A 26,923-nucleotide genomic window follows, 5' to 3' on the forward strand; every position below is an offset into this window, starting at 1 on the left:
TCGACGGTGGAACTTGAAACCACAATGACAATGTCCGTGCCTTTGATCGAGGTCAGGGCGACACGGGTGAGGAAACTTGGATGGGCAAGGGATGGCGGAAAGCCGCCCTCCCCGATTTGCGTCTCCCGATGGCGCGCAACTTGCTTGCTCTCGGGTCGATCAACAGAGGGAGTCTGAGCATGAAACGAATATTTCTCGCATCAGCCGCAATCGCCGTGGCGCTTTCGACGCTGCCGGTCCACGCCGCCGAGAAGCTTGTCGTATCGACTTGGGGTGGAAGCTGGAAGGATCTCCTGGAGAAGACCGTCGCCAAGAAGTTCAAGGAACAGACCGGCGCTGATGTCGAATTCATCACCGGCGGCACGATCGACCGGCTCAACAAGGCGAAGCTCGCCAAGGGCAATCCCGAAAGCGACATCACGTTCACGACGTCGCATGTCGGCTGGCTCTATGCCAATGATGGCCTCTACGAACAGCTCGACATGAGCAAGATCCCGAACGCCAAATCGCTCGTCGAACAGGCCAAGATCAGTCCCTATCACATCGGCTCATGGGCCTATGTCTATTCGATCGGCTATCGGCCGGACATGGTGCCCGCCGGCATCACCTTCGAATCGTGGAATGACCTCTGGAATCCGGCTCTGAAAGGCAAGATCTCGGCTCCTGATTTCGATGCCAGCCATCTGGTCGTTGTGTCGGCGATGCTGTCCGGCGGCGATGCGGCAAGCTGGGAAAAAGGCAACAACAAGCTCAAGGCGCTGAAGCCAAACTTCAAGGCCTATTACGCCAACGACGCCGCCTCGCAGCAGCTCCTGCAGAATGGTGAAGCACCTGTCCAGGTGATGCTGTCGATGAACGCCTATCACATCGCGAGCCAGGGCGTTCCGGTGAAAGTCGCCATGCCCAAGGAAGGCGCCGTGCTCGGCATCGACACCGTCGCCATCATGAAGGGCACGAAGAACGCGGACCTCGCCTACAAGTTCGTGAACCTGATGCTCGATCCGGCGGTCCAGACTGAAGTGGCGACCATCAAGAAGGGCAGCCCCGTGGTCACCAACACCAAGCTTCCCGATGACGTCGCCAAGCTGCCCGGCGTGTTCACCACCCCTGATCAGTGGAACAAGGAAGCGCTGATCATCGACCACAAGCTCCGCGCCGAGAAGACCGGCGAATGGAGAAAGTGGTTCACCGAAAACGTCATCAACTGATGATTGTTGCCGGGCTCATCCCAGCGGTGAGCCCGGCTTCAGTTTCGCACTAGGCAATACGTTCTTGGATCAGTCTGGACCGGCGTCGGGGGGCGCGCAGACGCGACCCTTTCTGAAGCTGTTCACGGCGCCCGCCGTGATCGTTGCAGCTGTTTTCGCCATATCGATGCTGGCGATCCTGCAATTCAGCGTGCGGGCCCACATCCCCGGCTCGCTCGACGTCGGCGGCTTCACGCTGGCGAATTTCGCCGCGATGGCGCGCCCGCTCTATGCCTGGGTCTTCATCGACACGGTCTGGCTTTGCCTCCTCACCGCGATCCTGAGCCTGATCTTCGGCTATCCATTGGCCTATGCGCTGGTGCGGTCGAAAAGCCTGTTCGTCAAATCTTTCATCCTGATCGTCACGGTCACGCCGCTCTTTCTCGGCGAAGTGGTGCGCACCTATTCCTGGACCGTGGTGCTCGGCAATAACGGCTTCATCAACTCGGTCCTGCGGCAAGCCGGCATCATCGAGCAGCCGATCCAGCTCCTCTTCACGGTGACAGGGGTGACAATCGCGCTTGTTCACGTCTCGCTGCCGGTCGTCGTTGTCATGCTCGCCGCAGCGATTGCCCATATCGATCCGGCTTACGAAAAAGCCGCGGAAAGCCTTGGCGCCGGCCCGGTGCGGGTATTTCTCACGGTGACGCTGCCGCTGTCCGGCCCCGGTATCGTCGCCGGACTGACCACCGCCTTCGCCTGGACATTCAGCGCCTTCGCCACGCCTCAGCTTGTCGGCGGCGGCAAGGTCAACATGGTTTCGAACCTCGTCTACACGCTGGGCTTTGCGAACTTCAACTTCCCGTTTGCCGCCGCTCTCTGCGTCGCAGGTCTCGCGCTGACATATGTCGCCATAGCTGCAATGCGGCTGACGCTCAGGCCTCTCGAGAAGGTCGGAGTGCATTGATGGCGCAACCGGTGTCGCAACGCCTGCTCGGTCTGACCGGCAAGTTTCTGGTCGTTGCCGTGCTCGGCTTCATCATCCTGCCGGCCTTCGTGGTCACCATCGCGGCCTTCAACGACAAGGCGATCCTCGCCTTCCCGCCGAAGGAATTTTCGCTGCGCTGGTTCCAGAACGCGATCAACTACCGCGACTTCCGGCTGGGCTTCGAGAACGGTGTGATCGTCATGCTGGCGACGTCGATCATCGCACTGGTCGTCGGCTCCGCGTTTGCGTATGTGATCGACCGGTACAGGTTCCGTGGACGCAACGTCATCGAAGGGCTGCTGCTCGCACCGCTGGTCGTACCGCATTTCACGGTCGGCCTCGGCATGCTGATCTTCGCCGCCCAGATCGGAATGACGCGCACTTACACTGTCGTCATCGTTTGTCAGGTCATCCTCGTCCTGCCCTTCGTCCTGCGCAGCGTCTACATTTCGCTTCGCAATCTCGACCATCGGCTGGAGCTTGCCGCGGCGAGCCTCGGTGCGAAGCCCTGGCGCGTTCTTCTGACCGTGACATTGCCGCTTCTGACGCCCGGCCTTGTCAGCGGCTGGCTGTTTGCCGCCATCCTGTCCTTCAACGAATTCACCGCGGCGCTGTTTGTGACTGCGCAGCGCACGCAAACGCTACCGGTCGCCATGTACAATTACGTGCGCGAATATGCCGACCCGACGATGGCGGCGCTTTCGGTGATCTTTATTGTCGTGACAGCGACGCTGCTTGCGCTCGCCAATGCGTTTCTCGGTCTGGGGAAGGTACTGAATGTTGAGCAGGCCCGGTGATCGTCAGCCGACCGAGCAGGTCGCGGCCGAGGCAGCCGTTCGTCTCGACGGCGTCAGCAAGCGCTTCGGCCCGAGCGTCGCGCTGGATCAGGCCTGGCTGAAGGTGCGGCGTGGCGAGTTCATGACGCTGCTCGGGCCTTCCGGATGCGGCAAGACGACTTTGCTCAATCTGGTCGCCGGCTTCCTCGCACCGAACGAGGGCGAGATTTTCATCGACGGCGCACTCGTGACCGACGTGCCAGCCTTCGCGCGCCAGACCGGAATCGTGTTCCAGAATTATGCGCTGTTTCCGCACATGACCGTCGCCAACAACGTGGCTTACGGGCTGAAGGCGCGGGGCGTCCGGAAGGACGAAATCCGGCGCCGCGTCGCCGAAATTCTGGCGATGATGAAGCTGTCCGGATACGAGGAACGCAAGCCGCGCGAATTGTCGGGCGGGCAGCAGCAGCGCGTTGCGCTGGCGCGGGCCCTCGTGATCGAGCCGAAGGTGCTGCTCCTCGACGAACCATTCTCCGCGCTCGACAAGAATTTGCGCGCTTCGATGCAGGTCGAGGTCAAGGAGATCCAGCGCCGGCTCGGCGTAACCACGATTTTCGTGACGCACGATCAGAGCGAGGCGCTGTCACTGTCCGATCGGATCGCGGTGATGTCGGCGGGCCGCATCTGTCAGATCGACACGCCGGAGGCGCTGTACCGGCGTCCTGCCGACCGGTTCGTCGCCTCCTTCATCGGAGAGGGATCGCTGTTGCATGCGACCATCGAGCAGATGGCAGGCGACAGCGCCATTGTATCGGTCGGCCGATCGAAGATCGCTGTCCCCGCGGCGCCGCTGTCCGGCCTCTCGACGGGTTCGCAGGTCGATCTGTTCGTGCGGCCCGAACATATGCAGGTCGGCGCGCCCGATACGGCGGCATTCGAGGGACAGGTGGCGGCCGCGATTTATCAGGGCGATCATGTCGATCTCTATGTCGATGCGCCGGAAGCTGCGAACGGGCGGCTCATGATGCGCCTCGCCGCCCGCGAGGCGGCCGGCCTCTCGCACGCGGGATCGAAGGTGGCCATCGCCATCCTCGGCGAGGATGCGGTGGCCTTTCCGCGGACGGCGTGAGGTGACCTTGCTAGAAGCTTGGAGCCGTGCCGGGGGCGCGCGCGCGCGATATGTAAGCCGCTCGCTGCGGCGCATACAGGTCCCAGATGCGCCGCAACTCCGCGATCGGATCGTCGTGCCAATCCACGCGCAGATCGACCACCGGCCAGTCATAGACATCTGCAACGTGAAGGCCGGCCGCATGCTCGTCGCCGGTCTCGCCGCCGGCCTCGAGCCCCGCTTCCAGCGCCCGCATCAGACGTTCCGCAAGGGGCTCACCTTCCGCAGCAACATAACCGGCGATCATGCGCGCAGGCACATCCGGCGAGGCCAACAGATTACCCAGGGCGACACAGGATGGCCCTTCGGCCATGGCTGCAAGCGGCAGCGCTTCGGCGCCCGAATGCATGGCGACCTGACCGTAGCGGTCGACCACGCTGATCTGACGGAATTCCGGCTGCGGCGTTCCCTGGAGCAGGAGCCGCAGCACCGCGCCGGCGCCGAGGCCCTGCCGCAGCAATCCAAGTCCGGTGGGGCCCAGGGCCGGATCGGTGATATTTTGCGTCGACACGCATCCCAGCGGACCAACCCATGCACATCGGCTCGCGACGCAAATCGAGGAGGAGGTGATGGCGATGCCGAAAGCTCCGCTCTTCTCGCATCGCGCGGCGATCGAATAGGTCATGGCGCGTGATCCCGATTGTCCCGCATTCGTGATGGCACACAATGGCTTCTGAGCAAAGCACGACGGCCATCCTCGAACGTCTGATCGGATTTGCCAGCGTAAGCAGCGAATCCAATCTCGATATTGTCTCATGGATCGAGGATTATCTGTCGCAATACGGCGTCGCGTCTCGCCGGATACCGGACCGGAGCGGACGCAAGGCATCGCTTCTCGCCACCATCGGACCCGACGATCGGGCCGGCGTCGTATTGTCGGCGCATACCGATGTCGTGCCTGTTGCCGGGCAGAACTGGACGACATCTCCTTTCGCAGCGACGCGCAGCCCAGATCGTATCATCGGCCGTGGCGCGACCGACATGAAGGGCTTCATCGCCTCCGTCCTCGCGCATGTTCCCGACTTCAAGGCTGCCGCGACGGCGACGCCGGTCCATATCGCATTGTCCTACGACGAAGAGGTCGGCTGTCTCGGCGCGCCCGATCTCGTCGCCGAAATCGCCGGCCTGCGCGAAACGCCTCTCCTCTGCATCGTCGGCGAGCCGACCGGCCTTGGCATCGGCTACGCGCACAAGGGCAAGGTCGCGCGCCGTGTGGTCGTTACGGGCCGCGGCGGGCATTCGGCATTGCCGCATCGGGCCGCGAATGCGGTTTCGGCCGCGGCTCGCATCGCAGCCTTTCTCGATGAGCTTGCGCTGCGCACCGCGAGGGACGGCCCGCACAACGCGGCCTTCGATCCGCCCTACACCACGATCCATGTCGGCTCGCTGCACGGCGGAAGCGCGTTGAATTTCGTGCCGGACCGCGCGGCGCTCGAGTTTGAAGTCAGATACACGCCCGGCGCCGATGCGGCCGCGCTGCTGGCACAGGTCGATGCCGCGATTGCGCGCGAACGCGACCGGTTGAAGGCGCAGGCGCCCGAGGCCGACATCACGGTCGAGGACATGGCCTCCTACCCCGCACTCATGACCGCGCCCGATAGTCCAGCCGTGCGTGCGGCGCAGCGGCTGGCCGGCCATGCCGGTCCGGCCATGACCGTCAGTTTCGGAACCGAAGCCGGCATCTATGCGCAGGCCGGCATTCCCACCGTTGTGTGCGGGCCCGGCGACATCGCACGCGCGCACAAGGCAGACGAATGGATCGCCGTAACCGAATTGGCCGCCGCCGACACAATGATGCAACGGCTGGCATCGCAACTCGGCAAGCCCGCAAAGGTATGGATGAATGACGACAAACAGTGAGAAGCCGGCCACGCGCCCGTTCCTGAAGCTCACGCATGCCGGCGCGATGATCGCGTTGCAGGCCGCCATCGCCAAGGCCGAGGAGCTTGGCGTGCCGCAGAACATCACCATCGTCGACGACGGCGGCAACATGCTGGCCTATATCCGGATGGATGGCGCAAAGCTCCTGTCCGCCGAAACGTCGAAAAGCAAGGCGATCACAGCAGCCTCGCACCGGCAGCCGACCTCGCGGCTCGACCCGTCGCTTGAAGTCAAGCTGGCGATCGCCGCCGGCGGCCGTCTCACCAATCTCGAAGGCGGGTTGCCGATCATTATCGATGGCGTCTGCGTCGGCGCTATCGGCGTCGGCTCAGGCACCGGTGCGCAGGACGTGGAAGTCGCGCGCGCCGCGCTGAAGGGCCTCGGCGCCGAGGACCAGATGCCTTGATTGGACTTCGCTTCGTGCGACGCGAGCGACACCGCTCGCCGGGACCGGTCAGCGCTCCTGCTCGATGATCCCGGCGATGGCCTTGATGCGCCCGCGCGCGAATTGCGGCAAGCCGGCGCTAATCGAATCCCCGCTGTTGAACGAGCTGCGGCCCATGAGCAGCTGCGCGGGAACGAGATTGCGCAGGATCGGCGCGCTCAGGAAATCGCGCTGCTTGGTCAGCACGTCGCTTCGGATCGCCAGCGCGAGATAGACGGTGGCAATGCTTGCGCGCTTGTCCGTCGGGTGTTCCTGGATAACTGCGAGAATCTTGCCGGAATGGATCACCTGGTTGACCCAGAAGATGCTCTGCTCGAACACGCCGGTCACCGGCGCGTCGAGGCCGGTGAGTTCATTGAAGCCGGCGAATTGCAGATCGCTCACGGCGCGCAGCCGGATCTCGCTTTGGAAATCGATGTAATCGGCGATCGGCTTCTTGGTCTCGTCGCGCAGCTTGTTGACCAGCAGAATTCCCGCGGGGATGCGCCCCTCGAAGCGGTAGCGCGACTGGAAGCATCCGGCCGCATCCTGGCACCACGCGCGAAGCGGCGCGCGATTCGAGGACGCGGGATCGGTATTGGGCACGGCTTCCGCCGCGGCAATCGTGCGGTGCTTGATCGCCGGGTCTAGCTTTTCGAGAAAAGCGAGGTTGGCGTAGCGGGACAGGTCCAGGGTGGCCGCGGGTTTGTTCAGACGGAAGCGGGCTTCCGCCACATACATCGCAAGCTTGATCCCGGACGGCTCCTTGAAGCCCGGAAACAATGACAGAAAGCGGTATTGCTGCGGATACCTGCGCACCCACTCGTCGAACGGAATGAGTTCGCTGGCGGCGTCGCTGGCCTTTTCGGAACGGTGCTCGACAAACACAATCGTGCGCTGCGCGAGCTTGTCCAGGGGAACGGACGCCAGCGACGGCGCCGGTTCGAGCTTGAAATCCTGGGCGCGCGCCTGACGCACATCGCCAAGAAAGGCGGCGGCCAGGCCCGCGATGGCCACAAGAACGGTTCCGAGGCGTCTCATCCGTTACCGCTCAAAATGGCCGGCGTCCAAAGAAGTAGTCCGGATCGACGCGCCGCGGGGCGCGTCGATAATAATCGTCATCGGGGAATTGCTGGGACGGTGGCTGCACCCGTTGTTGCCCGTAATAGTAATAATAGTTCTGCTGCGGCTGGAAGAAGTCACGAAACCCGAAACGGTTGTCATACGGCGATCTCTGAACGCGGCTGCCATCCTCGTAGCCGTCACCCCCGCGGTAATAGTCGTAGCTGTCGCTGCGCGAGACAATCTTGTAGCGGGTGTCGGCGATGCCGCCGACCTTGTCGCGCCGCAGATATTCGACGGTGCCGGTCCGCTCGCCATGCTGGCTCACATCGCCGGTATAGGGATCGGCATTCACAGCCACGAGTTCGCGGGCGGCATCTTTCGATGGGCCAGTAAGAGCCACCTTCGGCGCATGCAGCTTCCACACCGCCTCGAGGATCGGCTCGAACATCGGCAAGGCGACCCGCGCTCCGGTCTGGCCGCCGCCAAGCGTGCGACGGCCTTCCGCGTTGTCGTAGCCGACCCAGAGGACGACCGTCACATCGTTGGTGAAGCCCGCGAACCAGGCGTCCAGCTCGCTATCCGTCGTTCCGGTCTTGCCCGCGGCGTAAGCGGAAAGGTGCCTGACCGAGCGCGCGGTGCCGCGAGCCAGCACGCCTTGCAGCATCGACCTGAGCTGAAAGAACGCCGCGCGATCCACCGAACCGATCCAGTCGACCGCATTATTGTCGGCCTTGTAGATCTGCCGGCCATTCTGCTCGACCGCCTCGATGACATGCGGCCTTGGCCGTGCGCCTTCATTGGCGATCGCCGCATAGAATGCGGCAAGATCGATCGGGCGCAGCGGCTGCGCACCCAGAATGAAGGGATAGAACCGGTTGCATTCCTTGTAGAGCTTGGCTTCGACAGCGAGTTCGCAGACCTTGTCGAGGCCCTGTTCGGGGCTGCTTTCGATGCCGTTCGCCATCAACTGCGCGGTCGCAAGGTTGCGCGAATCCTCAAGGGCACGGCGCAGCGTGACCGCGGCGCCCGAGCCCCCGCGCGGCGCCCAGTAATCCTTCGCACGCGCCCGCGCCGTGCCGCCGATTGGCGGCAGCACGATCGGCGAATCCATCACCAGCGTGTTGGGCTGCAATCCGCTGCGCAGCGCAGCAAGGAAGGTCACCGGCTTCAGTGTCGAGCCAGGCTGGCGCACGGTCTGCACCGCCCGATTGAGCTGGCTTTGCGGATAGGAAAAGCCGCCCGCCATCGCGAGGATGCGGCCGGTCTTGTTTTCCATCACCAGCGCGGCGCCCTGCACGCTCGGCCGTACCCGCAATTCGGCGCGGGCCGCCTGCTTGCCTGCAGCCTCCCGCACCCGCACATAGATCACGTCGTTGACCTGCAGCTTCCGCCTGACCGCAGCGCTCCAGGGGTTGAGAGGAACGATGCGGCCATCCAGGAGACCGACATTGGTGACCTCGCCGCGCTTGGTGCGCCCGTTCTCGAGAACGACGGCGGCCTGCCAATGCACATCGTAGAGCGGCAGCCGTACCGCCTTCAGGGCTTCGAGCCAGGCCGGCTCCTTGCCCTCGCGCGCTTCGGGAATCGCCTTTAAGGCTTCGGAGATATTCGCTTCGGCACCCTGGAACTTGTAACGCCCCGTATTGAGTTCGTAGCGCGCGAGCGCCTCCTGCAAGATTGATTCGGTGGCGCGCTGAAGGTCGGGATTGATCGTCGAACGTACGACATAGGACGAACCGTCGAGCGCGCCGATGCCCGGGAGGGAGCGCGCCTCACGCGACACCTGATCGACAAAATGGAACCCGGTGTCCGGACGCAGCCGCTCATAGGCGACCAACTGCGGCAACTGCGCCTTCGCGTCGACCTGGTCGATCATGTCATCTTCGCGCATCCGGCCAAGGACATAGGCCATACGGGCGCGCGCGCGAGCCGCGTTGCGATCCGGGCTGAAATAGCTCGGCCCTTTGGCAAGGCCGGCGATGAAGGCCGCTTCGACCGGCGAGAGCGCAGCGACCGACTTCCCGAAATAGCCGCGCGCCGCCATCTCGACACCCCAGGCGCCGCGGCCGAGATAGATCGAGTTCAGATAGAGTTCGAGAATTTCGGTCTTGCTGAGGGTGCGCTCGATCTGCGAGGCGACGATGATCTCGCGCAGCTTCCGCTCATAGGTGACGTCGTTGCCGACCAGCAGGGTCTTTGCGAGTTGCTGCGTGATGGTGGAACCACCCTGCGGCCGGCCGGGTTGGGCAAGATTGCCGACAAAGGCGCGCACGAGGCCGCGTTCGTCGACGCCGCGATGCTGGAGAAAACGCTTGTCCTCGGCGGCGATGAAGGCATTGCGCACGGTTTCCGGAATGTCGGAGATCGACACCCAGATGCGGCGGTTCTCCGGCGAATAGACCTCGGTGAAGGGCTGCCCCTTGATATCGAGGATCAGACTCATGCCCGGCAGCTTCATGCCCTTCAGCCGCGAGACGTCGGGCAGATCCTTCAGCGAGTCGTTGTAGAAGGCGATCACCTCGCTGAGGTCGACGGGCGAGTTCTCGACGGCCTCGCCCTTGCAATATTGCCGGTAGACGGCGTGGAGGTCCCCGAAGGACAGGCCCTTCAGCGCCTTGATCTCTTCGCCGAGCGCGGCCTTGTCGTCCATTGCGGTGGAGATCAGGTCGTCCAGATTGATCTGCTCGATATCGAAGGACTTGCGCATGTGCAGGCAGCCTGCCTGCAGCAGCTGTTCCACTTCGATTTTGTCGGTGACTGCGTTGAATTCGGTCTTGATGGCCTCAGGCCGGGTCGTCGCCTGGCTGAACGCGAGTGCCGTGGCCAGGACCTTGACCAGTATGATGTTCATGAACCGCCGCTACCCGAATGCCGCCCCGGCTTCGCGTGACATGATACTAGCCGAAAGTTGGCCAAATATGGAGCGTAATTAAAATGATATCAGGGTTTTGATCACGGTTCGTAAAACTGCGGCGGCGGTCGCTCTGGATTCGGCAACGCCCCACGCGGCCGCTAGCCCTGCTTGCGGCGTGGCGTGAACGGCAGGACCGCGACCGGCGCCGGCGCCCGCGCCGGCTCGTGTGCCGGGACGAAATCGCCGTGTGCATTGATGACGCTATGCTGCGCGACGGCAACGGGGCGGACCGAACGAATGTCGGCGTAGTCCACGACAGAATAATCGCCGAACACATTCAGAATTTCGGCGAAACGCTCCCGACAAACCACCGTCTTTGCCGAGATCAGCCCGGTTTTCGTCTCGATCAGGGTGAATTCGCCCCTCTGACCATGGTCTGCGAGCGACCGCTTCACCCGGTCGGCGCGAACGGCGGCAATTGAGATAACGTTGCTCATAATCCTTAAACCCGAAATCCGAGTTGCTGTTCCAAGGCTTGAGCATTGGTCGGCGCAGGCGAGGCAGGGTTCATCGGCCGCCGGGCAGGCGCATCGGCGCTGCGCCGGGGGCGTTAACCCGGCGTTAGCCTCAATGAGACATTAATTGCACGAATATCGTGCAGGTTGTGTCCGAAGCGGGTGGCTGACAAGCCGTCAGTTGCGTCAGGTGACCATCGTGCAAGCCATAGAACAAAAGCCGAGATCGCTGAAAAACGTTTCGGTCAATCTGCGCGGCCTGACCATCCTGATCGCCGATCCCGGCAACTTCATGCGCCGGGTGATCTACGGGATGCTGCGCGGCTTCGGCGCCAACCGCATCCTGGAGGCGGCGGACGCGGCCGACGTTCTGTCGGCCTTGATGCAGCAGAAGATCGACATCCTCATTCTCGATGCCAAGCTGCCGCCGCACAACGGGCTTGCCGTCACGCAGGCGATCCGGCGCAATACCGACAACGAGAACCGTACGCTCCCCATTCTGATCATGACCAGCGACGCCCAGCAATCAACAGTGAAAGAGGCGCGGGACGCCGGCGCCAACATGGTCGTGGCAAAACCGATGTCGCCGACGACGCTGTATGATCGTCTGGTCTGGATCGCCTTCGACCGTCGGCAATTCATCGACTGTCCGACCTATTTCGGTCCCGACCGCCGCTTCAAGATCGAAGGCTATCCGACCGGTGTCGGGCGCAGAGCCAGCGACAGGATCGAGGTCGCAGCGGCGACCGAGCCCAATCTCGAACAGGACGACATCGACAGCCTGTTCCAGGCAGCGCGCGCCGGGCAAAGCGAATGACCGCCAAAACGCCGCCGAACGTCCGGATCTTTTCGGTCAAGACGCGATTTCAGGAACTGGCGCAACGCCCGGGCGGCGTGCCGCGCGAGCTTGCGATTCAGCAGGCCGAGAGCCAGATCGCCGACATCAAGCCGGAATTCATCGGGTGGGTCGATCACGAGCTGCAGCAGCTGACCCAGGCGCTGCGCAAGGCCACGGACCGGAATGTGGACAATGCCGCGCTCGACGAAATTCAGTTCCGGGCCCGCCAATTGCGCGACACCGGCACCACGATGGGATTCGTCCTCATCACATTCATTGCAGACAATCTCTGCCGTGTGATCGATACCGTGAAAAACGGTGCCCCCTATGACGGCGAGGTTGTCGACTGCCATGTCGACGCGCTGAACCTTGCGAGGCAGGACGCCTATCGCAGCCTTGGTCCGGATGATGTGCCGGAGATGACACGGGGCCTTCACCGGATGCTCGAACGCGCCAACCGCAGCATTCCCGGAAGAGCCGGTTAGAACTCGACGTCCACCTCGACTTCGTGTTCCTTCAGATCACCCATGGGTTGGAACACAGTTCCGAGCCCGTTCTCCAGCCGGCCCAGGAAGCGCTCCTTCAGATCCGACAGCGAAATCTCGTCAATGACGTCGCGGCCGAACGGCCCGCGAGCGTCTACTTTTGCACGCGGCGAGAGCGTGTGGGTCGATTCGGCGTAGCGGGCGAGCGCACCACTCAACGCCTCGAATTCCTGCTTGAGGCGATCGAAACTCTGCAACGTCACGATCAGCTCGCGATCCGGCTTGCCATCGCGCAGCACGAGGTTCGTCACGCGCGCAACGGTGTCTTCGAGCTCCCGTACATTGTCGAGAAACAGCGTCGCAAGAACGCCAAGGAGCGCTGCGACCTCCGATAAGGCATCGTCTGGTGCGGAAGCGGCCGCCTCTCCGGCATCCGACTCGACGATCTGACGCGGAGCAATCGCGCTCATTTACGACAGCTTTCCCATCACCTGTTCGATCTTCTGGCGCAGGACCTGCGGCGTGAAGGGTTTGATCAGGTAATTGTTGACGCCGGCCTGCGCGGCCTTGACCACGAGCTCGCGATCGCCCCGGCCGGTGAGAAGGATAAACGGCACACGGCGCACCACCGGATGCCCGCGAACGGCGCGCAGCAGGTCAAGGCCGTCCATCCCGTCCATGTAATAGTCTGACAGAATGAGATCGATCGGCTGCAACGAGGCAATCTCCATTGCCTTCTTGCCATTCTCGGCCTCATGAATCTGGCGGATACCGATCTGCTCCAGAATCAGCGAGGTCATTTTCCTGACGCTTTCCTGGTCGTCGACCACCAGGACCTTCAGTGCGACCGCGTTTGGCATGATCGTTTCTCCTCACTCAACTGGACGACACCGGGTCAGCCCCGCCCGAACCCGATGATCGTTACGCGACTTTCGCAAATCCATGACCGGTATGTATCGTGATGGCCGACGACGGCTCGCTCGCGAGATCCGCCAGCTTCTCCACGTCGAGAATTAGCGCCACGCTCCCGTTTCCAAGGATCGTGGCGGCCGCGACGCCCGGCACCGGCCCGTAGCTTTCCTCGATGCTTTTCACCACGACCTGCTGATGGCCGCACAATTCGTCAGCCACAAGCCCAAGCCGCGTTCCGTCGCCGGCGTCCGTGATAATCACCACGCATTCGCCCGACAGATCGGCGGCCGATCCGATGTCCAGGAGATCGCCGAGATACACGAGCGGGACGAGGTCGCCGCGCAATTGCAGCATGCCGCGGGTGCCGACCAGGTTGTTGATGCTCGACCGCGGCGGCCGCAGGCATTCCACGATCATCGACATCGGCATGACGTAGGTTTCACGCCCGACCTTGATGACCATGCCGTCCATCACCGCCAGCGTCAGCGGCAGCGAGAACTGGATGACCGTGCCCTTGCCGCGAACGGATTGCAGCGACAGCCGCCCGCCGATTTCCTGGATGTTGGTCTTCACGACATCCATGCCGACCCCGCGGCCCGAAATGTCGGACACGACATCGGCGGTCGAGAAGCCAGGCATCATGATCAGATTGTTGATCTCGTCGTCGGTGAGAGCGGCGTCCGGGCTGATCAACCCCTTCTCACGGGCCTTCTGCAGCACCTTCTCGGTATTGATGCCACCGCCATCGTCACTCACCTCGATCACGATGCGGCCACCGCGATGCTCGGCGGAAAGGCGGATCGTGCCTTCTTCGGGCTTGCCGGCGGCGACACGCACGTGCGGTGCTTCGATGCCGTGATCCACCGAATTGCGGATGATATGCGTCAGCGGATCGGTGAGACGCTCGATAATCGAGCGGTCGACCTCCGTCGTTTCACCGGACAATTCGAGCCGGACCTTCTTGCCGACCTTCGTCGCCGTTTCCCGCACGAGGCGCGGCATTCGCTGGAAGACTGTGCCGACCGCCTGCGCGCGCATCGACATCAGCCCGTCCTTCAGTTCGCGGGTGTGATGGACCACCTCGTCGAGGATCTGCGACAGCCGGCTGCTGACGCCTTCCGGCAGGTCCTGCACGATCTGGCCGAGCATGGCCTGCGCGATCACGAGCTCACCGACCATATTGACGACGCGGTCGATCTTCTCGAGTTCGATCCGCGTGGTGGTGGCCTGCGGCTTGACCGCCCGCGCCGCTGGCTTCTCCGAAGCCGCGACTGCAGGGGCTGGCGCAGGCGCCGGTGTCGGCGCCGTCTGCGGGGCGACTGGCGCGTCGGCATGAGCGATCGGATGTGGTGGCGGCGCGGACACCTCTACCGGCGGCGCAACGATGGCTGGCGCAACAGGTGGCGCAGTGTCGATGACCGGGAGCGGCGCGATCTCCTCCGCGGCCTCCGTGGTCTCCGTGATCGTGACTTCGCAATCACCGACAAAATCGAAGATGTCCTGGAGCTGCTCGCGCGTGCCGGCTGTTCGCAGCGTCGCCGTCCAGCTCAGGTAGGGAATCTCCGGACGCATCGCCTTCAGATCCGGCAATCGCGCGGTATCGGCGGTGAGCACGAGGTCACCCAGTTGCCGCAGCTGACGCATCAGCAACAGCGGATCGCTGCCGTTCCGTAGCATGTCGGCGTTCGGCCGGAACTCGATCCTGAACGCGCGAACGCTGTCTTCTTCGGTGTAGGAATCCGCTTTGACAGGGGTGAAATCGATACCGTCGAACTCCGCCATCTCCTCATCGTCGGCGGTGTCGGCGCGCACCGGAACGAAGTCGAGGCCCTCGAACTCCGCAGGCGCTGCTTCGGTCTCCTCGGACTCCTGCCCAAGAAGACGCTCCAGCGCATGGCGCGTATCATCCCCGAACCCGGCCGGGATGGCATCGCCCGCCCGCGAAATCTGCACGAGGTCGGAGAGCACGTCACTCGCCGCAAGCAGCACGTCAACGACGTCGGTCGTTGCCGCAAGATCGCCGCGCCTGACAGCGTCGAGCGTGGTTTCGAAGACATGAGCGAAGCCGACCAGCGCTTCAAACCCGAAAATTCCGGCGCCGCCCTTCACCGAATGTACGGCCCGGAACACGGCATTGATCGTGTCGTCGGAGCCCTGACCTTCGCGCATATCGCTCAGGCCCTGCTCGATCAGTTGCATGCCTTCTGCGCATTCGTCGAAGAAGGTCTGCTTGAGTTGCTCGAAGCTCGCCATCGATTCGTTCCTCGCCTAGCAGGCCACCTTGCGCACCGTGGCGATCAACCGCTCCGGATCGAACGGTTTGACCAGCCATCCGGTGGCGCCGGCCTCGCGCGCGATGTTCTTCTTCTCGGCCTCGCTTTCGGTCGTCAGAACGAGGATCGGGGTGGTTTTGTGCTCAGGACGCGCGCGCAGCTGACGCACCACCTCGTATCCATCCATCCTCGGCATGTTGATGTCGGTAATGACGACGTCGACGTTTTCGCGCTCAAGAAGATCGACACCTTCCTTGCCGTCGGCCGCCTGAATGACGTCGAAGCCGGCATCGGCCAGCGTCAGCATCAGCATGTCGCGCATGGTCTTGGAATCGTCGATGGTCAGAATGCGGAGGTTGCTGGCCATCGATACGGACTCCTCGGTGAGGCTCGTCGCAGGACTGTCATCACTTGACGACGCCGAGGGAGCGCCGACCTCGGATGCCGCGTTCGGCATCGAAGACAAGGTACCGGACGGCGCTTCGGCCATTTCGAGCGCGGGGCTGGCCGGCACCGCTTGCAGACCCTCAGCCCAGTCGAGGCCGAGATCCGCAAAGGCGCTGATGAAGGCCTCCGAAGGCCGTTCGATCGAGACGGCCGTGTCCCGCTTCGCGGCCAGAATGATCTGGATGCACGGCAGCGTCAGCACCTCGACGTCCGAGGCGTCGATTTGCACACCGCCCTTGAATTGGGCTTCGCGCAGAATGTCTTCATGCAGGCCGATGGCGGCTGCGAGATCAAGCACCTTGGGCAGTTTCATGACCGGCCTCTCAATGCATTCGAATGAATTTTCGTCATTCCCATTACGTCAGTATCAAACAGCGTGTGCCATCCGGGACGCCCGGTTCGCTTCGAGTTTGCCTTCGCACGCGTCGAGGATCGCGTCGGCAACCTGGTTCAAGGAAAATTGCTGCATGACAGCCCCGCGCTCGAACGCGACATGCGGCATGCCGTAGATCAGCGACGAGGCTTCGTCCTGACCAATCGTGAGCCCGCCGGCGTTGCGCAATTCCAGCAATCCGTCGGCGCCGTCCTTGCCCATGCCGGTCAGGATGACACCGACTGCCGATCGCCCGACCGCTCGTGCCATCGAGCTGAACAGCACATTGACCGAGGGGCGATGTCCAGTGACGGCCGGGCCGTCATCGAGCGTGCAACGATAACCGCTGCCACTGTTCACGACCTGGAGATGGTGAGAACCTGGCGCGATATAGACGTGTCCCTGCTCGATCACATCGCCTTCCGCGGCCTCCTTGACCGACATCGGGCATTCGCGATCGAGACGTTGCGCGAAGGCCGTGGTGAATCGCGGCGGCATATGCTGCGTGATGACGATAGGAGGGCAATCCGCCGGAAGATTCATCAGCACCACCTTGAGCGCCTCGACCCCGCCGGTGGATGCACCGATCGCGACGATCTTGCCGTTCGCACGAACAGAGCGCGCGACTTTTCTGACCGGGGTCGGCGCTCTTGCGGCGCGAGCGGCAATGCGGGTGCGCGCGGCGGCCTTGACCTTGGCTTGCAGCTCACTGGCGAGGGCCGGCAGCGCATGAGCGGCGTCAGCCGATGGCTTGGCAATAAAATCCACCGCGCCGATCTCCAGCGCCTCGAGCGTGACGTCCGCGCCGGCCTGCGTCAAAGTCGAGATCATGATCACCGGCATGGGCCGCAGCGTCATGATCTTCCGCAGGAAGGTGATTCCGTCCATGTGCGGCATCTCGATATCGAGTGTCACGACGTCCGGATTGAGCGCCTTGATGCGCTCGCGCGCGACATAAGGATCGTCCGCGGTTCCCACGACCTCGATCTCCGGGTCCGCGGAAAGCACCGTCGTCAGCAATTGGCGGATCAAGGCCGAGTCGTCGACAACAAGAACCCTTACCGGTTTGCCCATGGCCTTGTCCTTCACTCGAAGAGTTCGATTTCACCCGCCGGAGCGCGGGTCGAAAGACGCTTTGCATGCTCGAGTTCATCGCGTGCGACGGCGCTCGACGCATCGCTCGCGAGGAGACGTCGGACGACGCGCCCGGTTGTCGGGGAATAGTGAATGCGCCGCGGAAACCGCCCGCCCAGATCCTGCGCAACACAGCGCAAGCGCTCCGCTTCGAGATAGCGAAGCGCGAATTGCGCGTTGTTCGATCCGACGGCGATGTTGCTGTCAGTGACGTTACCGCCGCCGAACACCTTGATCTCGAGCGACTCACGAGCGCAGCCCATTTTCATCAGCTCGTTGATCAGCTTCTCCATCGCGAAATTGCCGAACCGGGCCGATTCCGAATCGCGCCCCCAGCCGCCGCTGCGTCCTTGCGGGAGCATGAAATGGTTCATGCCGCCGATGCCGAGGCGCGGATCGCGAATGCATGCGGCGACGCACGAGCCGAGCACCGTCACCAGGGTCTCGTCAGGCTTGTCGGTGACGTAGAACTCGCCCGGAAAGATCTTGACCATCCAGGTTCCGGCCGAAGCGTCGAAGAAGCGACGCGTGCCGGGCGAAACCACCTCAGCCTTCACGTGATCGAGAGGGCGGACCGCCGCCGCGAGGCTCATGGCTTCCTCCGGTAGGTGGTCCGGCCAACGAGTTGAAGCTCGGGATGCAACCCGTGGAAGGATTCGGAATGTCCGATGTAAAGGAAGCCGCCCGGCTTGATGGTCTGGATGAACCGATCGATCAGCGCCGACTTCGTCGCGTTGTCGAAATAGATCATCACGTTGCGGCAGAACACGGCGTCGAACTTCCCGCGGAACGGCCACGGCTCGATCAGATTGAGACGCCGAAAGACGATCAGCGAGCGAATGTCTTCGCTTGCCATAAGATTGTCCCCATCGCGACCGCCGCTCGCCGGCTTGAAATACTCGCGGTAGATGCGCGGCACGTTGTCGAATGCACTGACCGGATAGAGGCCGCGGGCCGCCCTTGCGAGCACATCGCTGTCGATGTCCGTCGCAAGGATCCGGATGTCATGGCGCGACCCGGCCGGAATTTCGCGCTTCAGCACACAGGCGATGGTGTAGGGCTCTTCCCCGGTCGAGCAGCCGGCGGACCACACGCGAAACCGCCCGTCGCCGCTGCGCGGACCGCTGACGAACGGGATCACGACATGATTGCGAAAATGATCGAAGTGATGGGATTCGCGGAAGAACTTGGTCAGGTTGGTCGAAATGGCATTGATGAAGCTTTCCAGCTCGGCTTCATTCTGCGCGAGGTAGTTTCGGTATTGCTTGAATGCGGTCAATCCGAGCGCGCGCAACCGTCGCGACACGCGCGTATAGACAAGATTGCGCTTGCTGTCCGACAGCGCAATGCCTGCATGCTCCCGCGCGAGCTGAGCGAGACTGCGGAAATCGGCATCGGAGAACGCGAATTCGCGAACCGCTTCTGCGGTCGTCAGCCCGCTCGTCGCGCTCGCAGCAGACGCTTCTTTTACGCGCGGTACAGCCATTGCCGCTAGCATTCTTGCCGGAGCTGTGCAGGCGTGCGCACCAGCGCGGCGTTACCGCGCGCGGCGCGAGAGGACGCGGCAGCTGTACCAGAGCGCGGGTGCGTCAGCATCGGAACCGCAGCTCAATTCGCCTGGGGCCGATCAGCATCGCTCACCGGAACCGAAAGAAGATTATGAAGGTCAATGAGCGCGATCATTGCGTTATCGACCGTCACCAGCCCGGACAGAAAGTCGATGCGTGACGCCTGGGCAATCTTCGGAACCGGCTGTACCGCGCTTGCGTCGAACGACACGATATCGAGAACGCGATCGGCCAGAAGTCCGACCTGCCGCGTCCCGACCTGCACGATGATGACGACATGAATTGGCGACGCCTCGGTCAGGCCCTGACCGAACCGGCATCGCAAATCGATGATGGGAACGATGGCGCCGCGCAGATTGAGGACGCCGCGCACCGACTCCGGCTGGCGCGGCAAATGCGTGATCTCCGACCAGCCCTTGATTTCGCGAACCGCCATGATGTCGACGCCATACTGGTCGTCATCGATCGCGAAACTGATGATCTGGCTTGGCGCCGAGGAGGCGCGCATTGCGGCAGTGGTCTGCCAGTCGCCTACGCCGGGAATGTCGGCCGCCGCCTCCGGCCGATGAGTACCAGGAGTCATTGCACGATTCCGCTCGCTGCCCTCTTTCTGAGGCCAAATCGACGTAGTCCGACGGGAGAGACCTGGGAGAGACGGAGCAACCGCGCAGGCTCAGAAAGACACCGCTTATTTCGATGCCAAAAATTGCAGGTAAACCTTTAGGAAAGGGTTAACTACGAGCGCGCGCTCAATTCGTCCGCGGCGCTTAAACGGCTCGAAAACCGCGCGCGCAGAAAGTCCACAAGGACATCGACGCGCGCCGGGCGCGGCCCGCCCGCGGGCATAACGAGATGCAATGCGATGTCCGGCAACGACCAGCCGTCGAGAAGCGTGACGAGCTGCCGCTTCCTCAGCGCATCGCGCACCAGAAAGAGCGGTTGCACCGCAAGTCCATATCCGGCCAGCAACGTCGGCATGAGCGCGTCCGCGTTGTTGGCGCGCAACGGTCCGCTGATGCGCACCGCGACGTCCTCACCGGACTTGTTCGTAAAGCGCCAGACATCCGCCGCCGGCAAATACGCGTAACCAAGACAGACATGGGTCGCGAGCTCGCGGGGATGTCGCGGCGTGCCATGCGCCTTCAGATACGAGGGCGCTGCCACTACGACGCGGGGCACCGCGCAAAGCCGTCGCGCGAGGAGCGACGAGTCCTCGAGCGCTGCGATCCGCAAGGCGATGTCGAAGCCTTCACCGATCAGGTCTACGGTCGCATCGCTGAGATGCAGATCGACCGAGACCTCCGGATATCGCCGGAAAAAATCCGGCAGCGCCGGCGCCACCTCACGCAATCCGAATGACATCGGGGCGGCGAGCCGAACGAGCCCGCGCGGGACAGCCGACTGCGCGCGCGCTTCATTCTCGGCGGCCTCGGCCTCCGCCAGCATCCGCGACGCACGATCGAGCAGGCTGCGGCCGGCATCGGTCAGCGCCAGCCGGCGGGACGTACGGTTCAGCAGCCGGGTGCCGAGCCGGTTTTCGAGCCGGGCGATCGCCTTGGAGACGGTCGGCTTGGACAGCCCAAGCTCGTCCGATGCTGCTGAGAAGGAGCGCAGTTCGGCCACCTTGGCGAAGATCGCGAGCGCCTCGAGGTCGGGGAGCATTGGTAAAATTCGGAAACAATGGATTTCCTTAGTTTCTATTTATTTCACAAGAGCGGTCAATACCTTCGGGGGCGAAACAGCGTTGCCAATCACGGCGGCTGAGGAAGGAAGGCTCGCTATGACCGCCACCACCAAGCACGGCATCCACCATGTCACCGCGATCGCGGGACCGGCCCGGCGCAATCTCGACTTCTACACCCGCGTCCTCGGGCTGCGGCTCGTGAAGAAGACGGTGAATTTCGACGATCCGGGCACCTATCACTTCTATTTCGGAGACGAGGCCGGCTCACCCGGCACCATCCTCACCTTCTTCCCGTGGGAGCATGCGGCGCCCGGACGGCTTGGAATCGGCGAGACTCAGGAGACCGTGTTTCGCGTGCCGGAAGGCGCGATGGGCTACTGGACGCATCGCTTCGTCGAAAAGGGCGTCGCGTATGACGCGCTGGTGCGCCGCTTCGGCGAAGCCGTTCTGTCGTTCCGCGATCCGGACGGCACACGGCTCGCGCTGGTCGGCGTACCCGGCATCGAGAGCGAACCGGCCTGGACCGGCGAGGTGCCTGCGGAATTCGCGATCCGCGGCTTCCACAGCGTGAACCTCTTGCTGAAGGAAGCCGCGCCGACCGGTGCGATCCTGACCGACGTGCTCGGCTTCAGTGAAGTCGGACGCGAAGGTTCGCTGGTTCGCTTCAAGGCGGGCGACACCGCGATCGGTGGCATTGTCGACATCCATGAGGCCGGCGCTTTCCTGCCGGGCCGCATGGGCGCCGGCAGCGTCCACCACATCGCGTTCCGCGCCGCCGACGATGCCGAAGAACTGGCGATGGCAAGGAAGCTTGCGGAGAATCACGGTCTCCAAACGACGGAGCAGCGGGACCGCAATTACTTCCGCTCGGTCTACTTCCGCGAGCCCGGACATGTGCTGTTCGAGATCGCGACCGACATCCCGGGCTTTGCCATCGACGAGCCGGTGGCTTCGCTTGGCCAGTCGCTCAAGCTGCCGCCGGTTTATGAAAGCCGGCGCCGCGAGATCGAACAGGTCCTGCCCGAAGTCGCCTGACGATTACTGCTCCTCCCGCCACTGTGGCGGGAGGAGTCTTCCTCCGCCAATGAGGTCGATCATGACCACCGCCAAACAGCTCTCCTTCACGCATCGCTTCGAGCCCGGCGCAGACCGCAACGCGCCGCCCCTTCTGTTGCTTCACGGTACCGGCGGCGACGAGAACGACCTGATCGCGCTCGGCCGCATGGTCGCCCCTGACGCGACTTTGCTGTCCCCGCGCGGCAAGGTCCTGGAAGGCGGCATGCCTCGCTTTTTCCGGCGACTCGCGGAAGGCGTTTTCGACGAAGACGACGTCAGGCGGCGTTCACACGAGCTTGCGGATTTCGTCGCAGAAGCGCGCGCGGCCTACGGCCTTCCCGCGCCGATCGCGCTCGGCTTTTCCAACGGCGCCAATATCGCGGCGGCGACGCTGTTGCTGCGGCCGGAAGCCTTCGCAGGCGCCGTGCTGATCCGCGCCATGGTGCCGCTCGCCGAGCCGCCTGCGGCAGATCTCTCCGGCAAGCCGGTGATGATCCTGTCCGGCTCCATGGACCCGATGGTCTCCGCTGACAACGCAGCTGGGCTCGCAGCACAGCTTCGCGCTGCGGGTGCGAATGTCCACCACCGGACGCTGCCGACAGGCCATGGCCTCTCGCAGGCGGACGTCACGCTGGCCCGCGATTTCATCAGGCGGGAAGCGCCCGCGATTGTCAGCCCGCCATAAGTCTCTATAACCTCCCGGTAACAAGAAATGTCATCGGGAGGGACTTTGATGATCCGGTTTGCCGCCGCCCTGATCGGGGCGATGTTCGCGTTCGATGCCGCAATCGCACAGGATTATCCGACACGGCCGATCCGCTTTCTTCAGGGTTTCGCGCCGGGCGGCAATGCGGACACGATTTCCCGGGTCCTCGCCGAGGAGATGTCGAAGACCTTCAAGGCCGGTTTCATCAACGAGGCCAAGGTCGGCGCGGGCGGCAATCTCGCATCCGATGCCGTGGCCAAGTCCGATCCGGACGGCTATTCGATCGTTCTCTTCACCACCGGCCACGTGATCTCTCCAGCGCTGAACAAGTCGCTGGGCTTTGATCCGGTCGAGGATTTCTCCTTCATTTCCACCGTGTCGGAATTTCCGTTCTTCATCGTGGTCGGCGCGGATTCGCGCTTCAAGACGATCGACGATCTCGTCAAGGCCGCGCGCGAAAAGCCGGGCACTCTGACGGTCGGAACGGCCGGTGTCGGCACCGGGCAGCATATGTGCTCGGAACTGTTCGCGGTGTCGCTGAAGAGCAAGTTCGTGCATGTGCCCTATCGGGGCGATGCGGGCGCCGTGACCGCATTGCTCGGCGGCAACGTGGATTTCATCATTGCGCCGGGAACGGCGATCTTCGGTCAGATCGAGGCGGGCAAATTCCGCGCCCTCGCGGTGTCCGGCAAGCAGCGCTGGGCTTCGTTGCCGAATGTGCCGACCATTGCAGAGAGCGGCGCGCCGGGCTTTGAAGTGCTCGCCTGGACCGGGGTCGCCACCACCAAGGGCGTCGCCAAGCCGATCGTCGACAAGCTGAATACGGAAGTGCGCCGCGCCATTGCGGTGCCGACTGTCTCCGACAAGCTGAAGGGTCTCGGCAGCGTGCCGGTGTCCAGCACGCCGGAAGAAGTCACCGAAAAGGTTCGCAGCCAGGTCAAGCTCTGGAAAGAGGTCGCGGAAAAGGCCGGACTGGAAAAACGCTAAGCGAAAGAAGGACAGATATCGAATGGTCAATCCCGGCTCGTCGACCGCGGAGCGTCTCTATTCATGGCAGACCGTCAAGATCGATTTCGATGACGGCATTGCCTGGGTGACGCTGAACCGGCCGGACAAGAAGAATGCGCTCAGCCCGACGCTCAACCGGGAAATGCTCCAGGTTCTCGACGCGCTCGAGGTCGACGACCGTTGCAAGGTCCTGGTGCTGACCGGCGCCGGCGAATCCTTCTCCTCCGGAATGGACCTGAAGGAATATTTCAAGGAGGTCGACAAGGCGACGCCGGTCGAGGTGATGCGGGTCCGGCGCGACTCGATGGCGTGGCAATGGCGTCGTCTTCAGACCTTTCCCAAGCCGACCATCGCGATGGTGAATGGCTGGTGCTTCGGCGGCGCGTTCACGCCGCTATGCTCCTGCGATCTGGCGATCTGCGCGGACGAAGCGACCTTCGGGCTGTCCGAGATCAACTGGGGCATCATTCCGGCCGGCAATGTGGCCAAGGCCTTTGCCGACAAGGTCAGCCCGGCCGACGCCATGTATTACGCCATGACCGGCGAGACCTTCGATGGCAAGAGAGCCAGCGCGATGCGCCTCGTCAATGAGAGCGTGCCGCGCGCGCAATTGCGCGAGCGGACCGCGGCGTTGGCGCGCAAGCTGATGGAGAAGAACCCGCACGTCCTCTGGGCGGTGAAGGACGCCACCCGCCGCCTTCGGTCGATGTCCTGGGACGAGGCGGAAGAATATCTCTACGCGAAGGCGCAGGCGACCTATTCGACCGATCCCGAACAGGGCCGCAAGAAAGGCATGGACCAGTTCCTCGAAGAGAAGTCCTACCGGCCGGGCCTGAAGAATTACCGGCGCGAGTGAGCGGCCCGCCACGCTGTCCTTCAAGTGCGCGCTTCAAGCGCGCATCAGGATCGCGCGAGGCGCGACACGACCTCGCGATAGCGCTTCGCAATTTCCTCACGCGCACGATGACGTCCGTCCGACACCACGCATTGTCCCGCGGCGATCACCGTGCGGATCAGGCCGCGTCCCGCCGAAAATACGAGGACGTCCAGCACCATGTCGCCGGACGCCCCCGCGAGATCGGGATGATCCGCATCCAAGACAACGATATCGGCGCGGTTGCCCGGCGCGAGTGCGCCCATCGGCTGTGCGAGCGCCTGCGCGCCGCCGGCAAGGGCGCGCGTGTAGAGCGAACGTCCCGTCGATTCACCTTCGCTTGCGGTCATGACATTGCGCGCGCGGGCCTTCAGCCGTTGCGAATATTCAAGCTGCCGCAACTCAGCCGGCGCATCGATCTGAATGTTGGAATCGGTGCCGATCCCGAACCGGCCCTGCGTCGCGAGATAAGTCTCGCCGTTGAAGATGCCGTCGCCAAGACTGCCTTCGGTCAGCGGGCACAGGCCTGCGACGGCGCCGGATCGTGCAAGCCGCGCGGTCTCGTCATCGGTCATGTGCGTTGCGTGAATAAGGCACCAGCGCTGATCGATGCCCATTTCATCCAGAAGCCATTGCACCGGACGCGCGCCGAGCGCCGCCATGCAGTCATCGACTTCCTTGGTCTGCTCGGCCGCATGGATATGCACGGGACCCGTGGCAAAGATCGCCGCGGCCTCGCGCAATTGCTCCGCTGACACCGCGCGCAGCGAGTGCGGCGCGATGCCGATCACGGCGCCCGGAAGCTGTCCGACAATCTCCCGCGAGCGGCTCATCAAGGTCACGAAACGATCCGTGGCGTTGATGAAGCGGATCTGTCCGGGATTGGGCGCGGCGTTGCCGAAGCCGCCATAGGTGTAAAGACAAGGCAGCAGGGTCAGGCCGATCCCGGTCGCGCGGCTCGCCGCCGCAATGCGGCCAGCCATTTCACCGATATCGGCATAAGGCCGGCCCTGCGGATCGTGGTGCAGATAATGGAATTCGCCGACCAATGTGAAGCCGACTTCCAGCATCTCGACATAGGCATAAGCCGCGATCGCCTCGACATCGTCGGGCGTCAGCCGCGACAGAAAGCGGTACATCACCTCGCGCCAGGTCCAGAAGCTGTCGCCGCCCGGCCCGCGCCGCTCCGCGAGACCCGCCATGCCCTTCTGAAACGCATGGCAATGCAGGTTCGGCAATCCGGGTATGGCGATCCCGGCCACCCGCTCGGCGCCGTCCGGGCCGCCCCCGGGCGTCACCCTGGCGATCAGGCCGTCATCCCCGATCTCGACGGTCACATCATCGGACCAGCCCGTCGGAAGAAGGGCTCTCTTGAATCGAAATGCGCGCAACCTGGCCTCGCTCGACATACGGTATTTGACCTCTATATCGTCATTCAGGGCTGCGTGCGAAGCGCCCGGCCTGGACCGGACCATACCGTTGGGACAGCGTATGCATTTCGATACCGTCTGGCGCGACGCCCGGATCGCGACGCTCTCGCCGCAGCGCGAGGGCCTCGGCGAGGTGACCGGCGCTGTCGCCGCCAGGGACGGGCGGATCGCCTTTGTCGGGCCGGAAAGCGAGCTTCCGACCGGCTGGGATGCGGCGAGGACGGTCAAGCTCGACGGCCGCTGGGTCACGCCCGGCCTGATCGACTGCCACACCCACCTCGTCTATGGCGGCGACCGGGCGCATGAATTCGAGCTGCGCCTGAAGGGCGCAAGTTACGAAGAGATCGCGCGCGCCGGCGGCGGCATCGTCTCGACTGTGAAGGCGACACGTGCGGCGAGCGAGGATCAACTCGTCGCGCAGGCGCTGAAGCGGCTCGACGCGCTGATCGCCGAAGGCGTGACCACCATCGAGATCAAGTCGGGCTATGGCCTCGATCTCGTCAGCGAAACCAAGATGCTGCGGGCGGCGCGCCGGCTCGGCCGCGAGCGCGATGTCGGCGTCACGACGACGTTCCTCGGCGCCCATGCCTTGCCGCCGGAAGCGCAGGACAAGGACACCTTCATCGCCAAGGTCTGCGCCATGATCCCGCAGATCAAACAGGCCGGCCTTGCCGATGCGGTTGACGCCTTCTGCGAGGGCATCGCCTTCTCTCCGGAACAGACCGCGCGCGTCTTCGATTCCGCGAAGGCGAACAGCCTGCCGGTGAAGCTGCATGCCGACCAGCTCTCCAATCTGCATGGCGCAGCACTCGCCGCGCGCTATGACGCGCTGTCGGCCGATCATCTCGAATATACCGACGAGACCGGCGTTGCCGCGATGGCGCAGGCCGGCACCGTCGCGGTGCTGCTGCCCGGCGCCTTTTACATGCTGCGCGAGAAACAGCTTCCGCCGGTCGATGCGCTGCGCCGTCACAAGGTGCCGATTGCGATCGCGACCGACAGCAATCCGGGCACATCGCCGCTGACCTCGCTCCTTCTTACCATGAACATGGCGGCGACGCTGTTCCGCCTCACCGTGGAGGAATGCATCGCCGGTGTGACACGGGAGGCCGCGCGCGCGCTCGGCAAGTTGTCCGACATCGGCACCATCGAACCCGGCAAGGCCTGCGACCTTGCGATCTGGGACATCGAGCGCCCCGCCGAACTGGTGTACCGGCTCGGCTTCAATCCCTTGCATACGCGCGTCCGGAACGGCCACTGAATGACTGAGATCACTT

Annotated in this window: 27 protein-coding genes; 13 read left to right on the plus strand and 14 right to left on the minus strand. The window is 63.5% G+C overall.

The annotated features are described in order from the left end of the window. The first annotated feature begins 179 nt into the window (after window positions 1–179). From VN004_RS16505 to VN004_RS16520, 4 genes are all read left to right on the plus strand, one after another. The gene (locus VN004_RS16505; protein ID WP_325612268.1) at window positions 180–1,208 is read left to right on the plus strand and encodes an ABC transporter substrate-binding protein; all 1,029 of its coding nucleotides are present in this window, start codon (window positions 180–182) and stop codon (window positions 1,206–1,208) included. Window positions 1,209–1,344: 136 nt separating this feature from the next. Further along, the gene (locus tag VN004_RS16510; RefSeq protein WP_325612271.1) at window positions 1,345–2,154 is read left to right on the plus strand and encodes an ABC transporter permease; all 810 of its coding nucleotides are present in this window, start codon (window positions 1,345–1,347) and stop codon (window positions 2,152–2,154) included. Continuing rightward, window positions 2,154–2,972, plus strand: a complete 819-nt coding sequence (locus VN004_RS16515; protein ID WP_325612273.1) for an ABC transporter permease — start codon at window positions 2,154–2,156, stop codon at window positions 2,970–2,972. The genes VN004_RS16510 and VN004_RS16515 overlap by 1 nt, the downstream gene beginning before the upstream one ends. Beyond that, on the plus strand, window positions 2,953–4,080 hold the full coding sequence (locus VN004_RS16520) for an ABC transporter ATP-binding protein (RefSeq protein WP_325612275.1): 1,128 nt from the start codon (window positions 2,953–2,955) through the stop codon (window positions 4,078–4,080). Before VN004_RS16515 ends, VN004_RS16520 begins: the two co-directional genes overlap by 20 nt. 10 nt (window positions 4,081–4,090) lie before the next feature. Here VN004_RS16520 and VN004_RS16525 read toward each other — a convergent pair whose 3' ends face one another. Then, window positions 4,091–4,744 (minus strand): DUF1028 domain-containing protein, encoded by a 654-nt coding sequence (locus VN004_RS16525; protein ID WP_325612277.1) that lies wholly within the window; start codon window positions 4,742–4,744, stop codon window positions 4,091–4,093. Window positions 4,745–4,785: 41 nt separating this feature from the next. On the opposite strand from VN004_RS16525, the gene argE reads away from it, so the two are divergent. Beyond that, window positions 4,786–5,979, plus strand: a complete 1,194-nt coding sequence (gene argE, locus VN004_RS16530; protein WP_325612279.1) for an acetylornithine deacetylase — start codon at window positions 4,786–4,788, stop codon at window positions 5,977–5,979. Then, window positions 5,963–6,406 carry a heme-binding protein gene (locus VN004_RS16535; protein WP_325612282.1) on the plus strand — a complete coding sequence of 148 codons (444 nt, stop codon included), beginning with the start codon at window positions 5,963–5,965 and terminating at the stop codon, window positions 6,404–6,406. The genes argE and VN004_RS16535 overlap by 17 nt, the downstream gene beginning before the upstream one ends. A 48-nt stretch (window positions 6,407–6,454) precedes the next feature. Here the strand turns inward: VN004_RS16535 and VN004_RS16540 are convergent, their stop codons facing one another. The 3 genes from VN004_RS16540 to VN004_RS16550 form a co-directional block, all read right to left on the minus strand. Further along, entirely contained in the window at window positions 6,455–7,465 is a 1,011-nt protein-coding gene (locus tag VN004_RS16540; RefSeq protein ID WP_325612284.1) for a hypothetical protein, read from the minus strand. 10 nt (window positions 7,466–7,475) lie between these two features. Then, window positions 7,476–10,340, minus strand: coding sequence for a penicillin-binding protein 1A (locus VN004_RS16545; protein ID WP_325612287.1), 2,865 nt, complete (start codon window positions 10,338–10,340; stop codon window positions 7,476–7,478). Between the two features lie 161 nt (window positions 10,341–10,501). Further along, window positions 10,502–10,840: a hypothetical protein gene (locus tag VN004_RS16550; protein WP_325612291.1), complete on the minus strand. Its 339-nt coding sequence runs from the start codon at window positions 10,838–10,840 to the stop codon at window positions 10,502–10,504. A 208-nt stretch (window positions 10,841–11,048) separates the two neighbouring features. Between VN004_RS16550 and VN004_RS16555 the strand changes: the two genes are divergently transcribed. Both VN004_RS16555 and VN004_RS16560 read left to right on the plus strand, forming a co-directional pair. Beyond that, entirely contained in the window at window positions 11,049–11,675 is a 627-nt protein-coding gene (locus VN004_RS16555) for a response regulator (RefSeq protein ID WP_325612293.1), read from the plus strand. Next, window positions 11,672–12,181: a hypothetical protein gene (locus VN004_RS16560; protein ID WP_325612295.1), complete on the plus strand. Its 510-nt coding sequence runs from the start codon at window positions 11,672–11,674 to the stop codon at window positions 12,179–12,181. Before VN004_RS16555 ends, VN004_RS16560 begins: the two co-directional genes overlap by 4 nt. Here the strand turns inward: VN004_RS16560 and VN004_RS16565 are convergent. The 9 genes from VN004_RS16565 to VN004_RS16605 all read right to left on the minus strand — a co-directional run bounded on the left by VN004_RS16565 (window position 12,178) and on the right by VN004_RS16605 (window position 20,550). Next, the gene (locus VN004_RS16565) at window positions 12,178–12,651 is read right to left on the minus strand and encodes a hypothetical protein (RefSeq protein ID WP_325612297.1); all 474 of its coding nucleotides are present in this window, start codon (window positions 12,649–12,651) and stop codon (window positions 12,178–12,180) included. The genes VN004_RS16560 and VN004_RS16565 overlap by 4 nt on opposite strands. Then, the gene (locus VN004_RS16570) at window positions 12,652–13,041 is read right to left on the minus strand and encodes a response regulator (RefSeq protein WP_325612299.1); all 390 of its coding nucleotides are present in this window, start codon (window positions 13,039–13,041) and stop codon (window positions 12,652–12,654) included. Between the two features lie 61 nt (window positions 13,042–13,102). Further along, complete coding sequence (locus tag VN004_RS16575) at window positions 13,103–15,346, minus strand: chemotaxis protein CheA (RefSeq protein WP_325612301.1); 2,244 nt, start codon at window positions 15,344–15,346, stop codon at window positions 13,103–13,105. Window positions 15,347–15,361: 15 nt separating this feature from the next. Further along, window positions 15,362–15,733, minus strand: coding sequence for a response regulator (locus VN004_RS16580; protein ID WP_325612333.1), 372 nt, complete (start codon window positions 15,731–15,733; stop codon window positions 15,362–15,364). 447 nt (window positions 15,734–16,180) lie between these two features. Then, complete coding sequence (locus tag VN004_RS16585; protein WP_325612305.1) at window positions 16,181–17,260, minus strand: chemotaxis response regulator protein-glutamate methylesterase; 1,080 nt, start codon at window positions 17,258–17,260, stop codon at window positions 16,181–16,183. Window positions 17,261–17,271: 11 nt separating this feature from the next. Further along, a complete protein-coding gene (locus VN004_RS16590) occupies window positions 17,272–17,913 on the minus strand; it encodes a chemoreceptor glutamine deamidase CheD (RefSeq protein WP_325612307.1) in 642 nt (213 codons plus the stop codon). Beyond that, window positions 17,910–18,806, minus strand: a complete 897-nt coding sequence (locus VN004_RS16595) for a protein-glutamate O-methyltransferase CheR (RefSeq protein ID WP_325612309.1) — start codon at window positions 18,804–18,806, stop codon at window positions 17,910–17,912. The genes VN004_RS16590 and VN004_RS16595 overlap by 4 nt, the downstream gene beginning before the upstream one ends. A gap of 122 nt (window positions 18,807–18,928) precedes the next feature. After that, window positions 18,929–19,471: a chemotaxis protein CheW gene (locus tag VN004_RS16600; RefSeq protein ID WP_325612312.1), complete on the minus strand. Its 543-nt coding sequence runs from the start codon at window positions 19,469–19,471 to the stop codon at window positions 18,929–18,931. 152 nt (window positions 19,472–19,623) lie between these two features. Then, on the minus strand, window positions 19,624–20,550 hold the full coding sequence (locus VN004_RS16605; protein WP_325612315.1) for a LysR family transcriptional regulator: 927 nt from the start codon (window positions 20,548–20,550) through the stop codon (window positions 19,624–19,626). A 118-nt stretch (window positions 20,551–20,668) separates the two neighbouring features. On the opposite strand from VN004_RS16605, the gene VN004_RS16610 reads away from it, so the two are divergent. From VN004_RS16610 to VN004_RS16625, 4 genes are all read left to right on the plus strand, one after another. Beyond that, complete coding sequence (locus VN004_RS16610) at window positions 20,669–21,607, plus strand: ring-cleaving dioxygenase (RefSeq protein ID WP_325612318.1); 939 nt, start codon at window positions 20,669–20,671, stop codon at window positions 21,605–21,607. A gap of 61 nt (window positions 21,608–21,668) precedes the next feature. Beyond that, window positions 21,669–22,313 (plus strand): alpha/beta hydrolase, encoded by a 645-nt coding sequence (locus VN004_RS16615; protein WP_325612320.1) that lies wholly within the window; start codon window positions 21,669–21,671, stop codon window positions 22,311–22,313. 48 nt (window positions 22,314–22,361) lie between these two features. Then, window positions 22,362–23,321 (plus strand): Bug family tripartite tricarboxylate transporter substrate binding protein, encoded by a 960-nt coding sequence (locus VN004_RS16620; protein WP_325612323.1) that lies wholly within the window; start codon window positions 22,362–22,364, stop codon window positions 23,319–23,321. Between the two features lie 22 nt (window positions 23,322–23,343). After that, complete coding sequence (locus tag VN004_RS16625; RefSeq protein ID WP_325612325.1) at window positions 23,344–24,198, plus strand: p-hydroxycinnamoyl CoA hydratase/lyase; 855 nt, start codon at window positions 23,344–23,346, stop codon at window positions 24,196–24,198. A gap of 44 nt (window positions 24,199–24,242) precedes the next feature. Here the strand turns inward: VN004_RS16625 and VN004_RS16630 are convergent, their stop codons facing one another. Then, complete coding sequence (locus tag VN004_RS16630) at window positions 24,243–25,607, minus strand: formimidoylglutamate deiminase (RefSeq protein ID WP_414710336.1); 1,365 nt, start codon at window positions 25,605–25,607, stop codon at window positions 24,243–24,245. Window positions 25,608–25,707: 100 nt separating this feature from the next. Here VN004_RS16630 and hutI point away from each other — a divergent pair, with 100 nt between their 5' ends. Next, the gene (gene hutI / locus VN004_RS16635; RefSeq protein ID WP_325612329.1) at window positions 25,708–26,907 is read left to right on the plus strand and encodes an imidazolonepropionase; all 1,200 of its coding nucleotides are present in this window, start codon (window positions 25,708–25,710) and stop codon (window positions 26,905–26,907) included. Window positions 26,908–26,923 lie beyond the last annotated feature (16 nt).

It is taken from the genome of Pseudorhodoplanes sp., assembly GCF_035565855.1.
Lineage (GTDB): Bacteria > Pseudomonadota > Alphaproteobacteria > Rhizobiales > Xanthobacteraceae > Pseudorhodoplanes.

What these genes read in the sequence shown, in the direction of transcription:
- VN004_RS16595 (WP_325612309.1), bottom strand. Translation starts at nt 18,806, where the DNA reads ATGGCTGTACCGCGCGTAAAAGAAGCGTCTGCTGCGAGCGCGACGAGC.
- VN004_RS16590 (WP_325612307.1), bottom strand. Translation starts at nt 17,913, where the DNA reads ATGAGCCTCGCGGCGGCGGTCCGCCCTCTCGATCACGTGAAGGCTGAG.
- VN004_RS16625 (WP_325612325.1), top strand. Translation starts at nt 23,344, where the DNA reads ATGGTCAATCCCGGCTCGTCGACCGCGGAGCGTCTCTATTCATGGCAG.
- VN004_RS16560 (WP_325612295.1), top strand. Translation starts at nt 11,672, where the DNA reads ATGACCGCCAAAACGCCGCCGAACGTCCGGATCTTTTCGGTCAAGACG.
- VN004_RS16605 (WP_325612315.1), bottom strand. Translation starts at nt 20,550, where the DNA reads ATGCTCCCCGACCTCGAGGCGCTCGCGATCTTCGCCAAGGTGGCCGAA.
- VN004_RS16585 (WP_325612305.1), bottom strand. Translation starts at nt 17,260, where the DNA reads ATGGGCAAACCGGTAAGGGTTCTTGTTGTCGACGACTCGGCCTTGATC.
- VN004_RS16550 (WP_325612291.1), bottom strand. Translation starts at nt 10,840, where the DNA reads ATGAGCAACGTTATCTCAATTGCCGCCGTTCGCGCCGACCGGGTGAAG.
- VN004_RS16540 (WP_325612284.1), bottom strand. Translation starts at nt 7,465, where the DNA reads ATGAGACGCCTCGGAACCGTTCTTGTGGCCATCGCGGGCCTGGCCGCC.
- VN004_RS16620 (WP_325612323.1), top strand. Translation starts at nt 22,362, where the DNA reads ATGATCCGGTTTGCCGCCGCCCTGATCGGGGCGATGTTCGCGTTCGAT.
- VN004_RS16600 (WP_325612312.1), bottom strand. Translation starts at nt 19,471, where the DNA reads ATGACTCCTGGTACTCATCGGCCGGAGGCGGCGGCCGACATTCCCGGC.
- VN004_RS16525 (WP_325612277.1), bottom strand. Translation starts at nt 4,744, where the DNA reads ATGACCTATTCGATCGCCGCGCGATGCGAGAAGAGCGGAGCTTTCGGC.
- hutI (WP_325612329.1), top strand. Translation starts at nt 25,708, where the DNA reads ATGCATTTCGATACCGTCTGGCGCGACGCCCGGATCGCGACGCTCTCG.
- VN004_RS16565 (WP_325612297.1), bottom strand. Translation starts at nt 12,651, where the DNA reads ATGAGCGCGATTGCTCCGCGTCAGATCGTCGAGTCGGATGCCGGAGAG.
- VN004_RS16520 (WP_325612275.1), top strand. Translation starts at nt 2,953, where the DNA reads ATGTTGAGCAGGCCCGGTGATCGTCAGCCGACCGAGCAGGTCGCGGCC.
- VN004_RS16610 (WP_325612318.1), top strand. Translation starts at nt 20,669, where the DNA reads ATGACCGCCACCACCAAGCACGGCATCCACCATGTCACCGCGATCGCG.
- VN004_RS16515 (WP_325612273.1), top strand. Translation starts at nt 2,154, where the DNA reads ATGGCGCAACCGGTGTCGCAACGCCTGCTCGGTCTGACCGGCAAGTTT.
- VN004_RS16580 (WP_325612333.1), bottom strand. Translation starts at nt 15,733, where the DNA reads ATGGCCAGCAACCTCCGCATTCTGACCATCGACGATTCCAAGACCATG.
- VN004_RS16545 (WP_325612287.1), bottom strand. Translation starts at nt 10,340, where the DNA reads ATGAACATCATACTGGTCAAGGTCCTGGCCACGGCACTCGCGTTCAGC.
- VN004_RS16570 (WP_325612299.1), bottom strand. Translation starts at nt 13,041, where the DNA reads ATGCCAAACGCGGTCGCACTGAAGGTCCTGGTGGTCGACGACCAGGAA.
- VN004_RS16535 (WP_325612282.1), top strand. Translation starts at nt 5,963, where the DNA reads ATGACGACAAACAGTGAGAAGCCGGCCACGCGCCCGTTCCTGAAGCTC.
- argE (WP_325612279.1), top strand. Translation starts at nt 4,786, where the DNA reads ATGGCTTCTGAGCAAAGCACGACGGCCATCCTCGAACGTCTGATCGGA.
- VN004_RS16575 (WP_325612301.1), bottom strand. Translation starts at nt 15,346, where the DNA reads ATGGCGAGCTTCGAGCAACTCAAGCAGACCTTCTTCGACGAATGCGCA.
- VN004_RS16615 (WP_325612320.1), top strand. Translation starts at nt 21,669, where the DNA reads ATGACCACCGCCAAACAGCTCTCCTTCACGCATCGCTTCGAGCCCGGC.
- VN004_RS16505 (WP_325612268.1), top strand. Translation starts at nt 180, where the DNA reads ATGAAACGAATATTTCTCGCATCAGCCGCAATCGCCGTGGCGCTTTCG.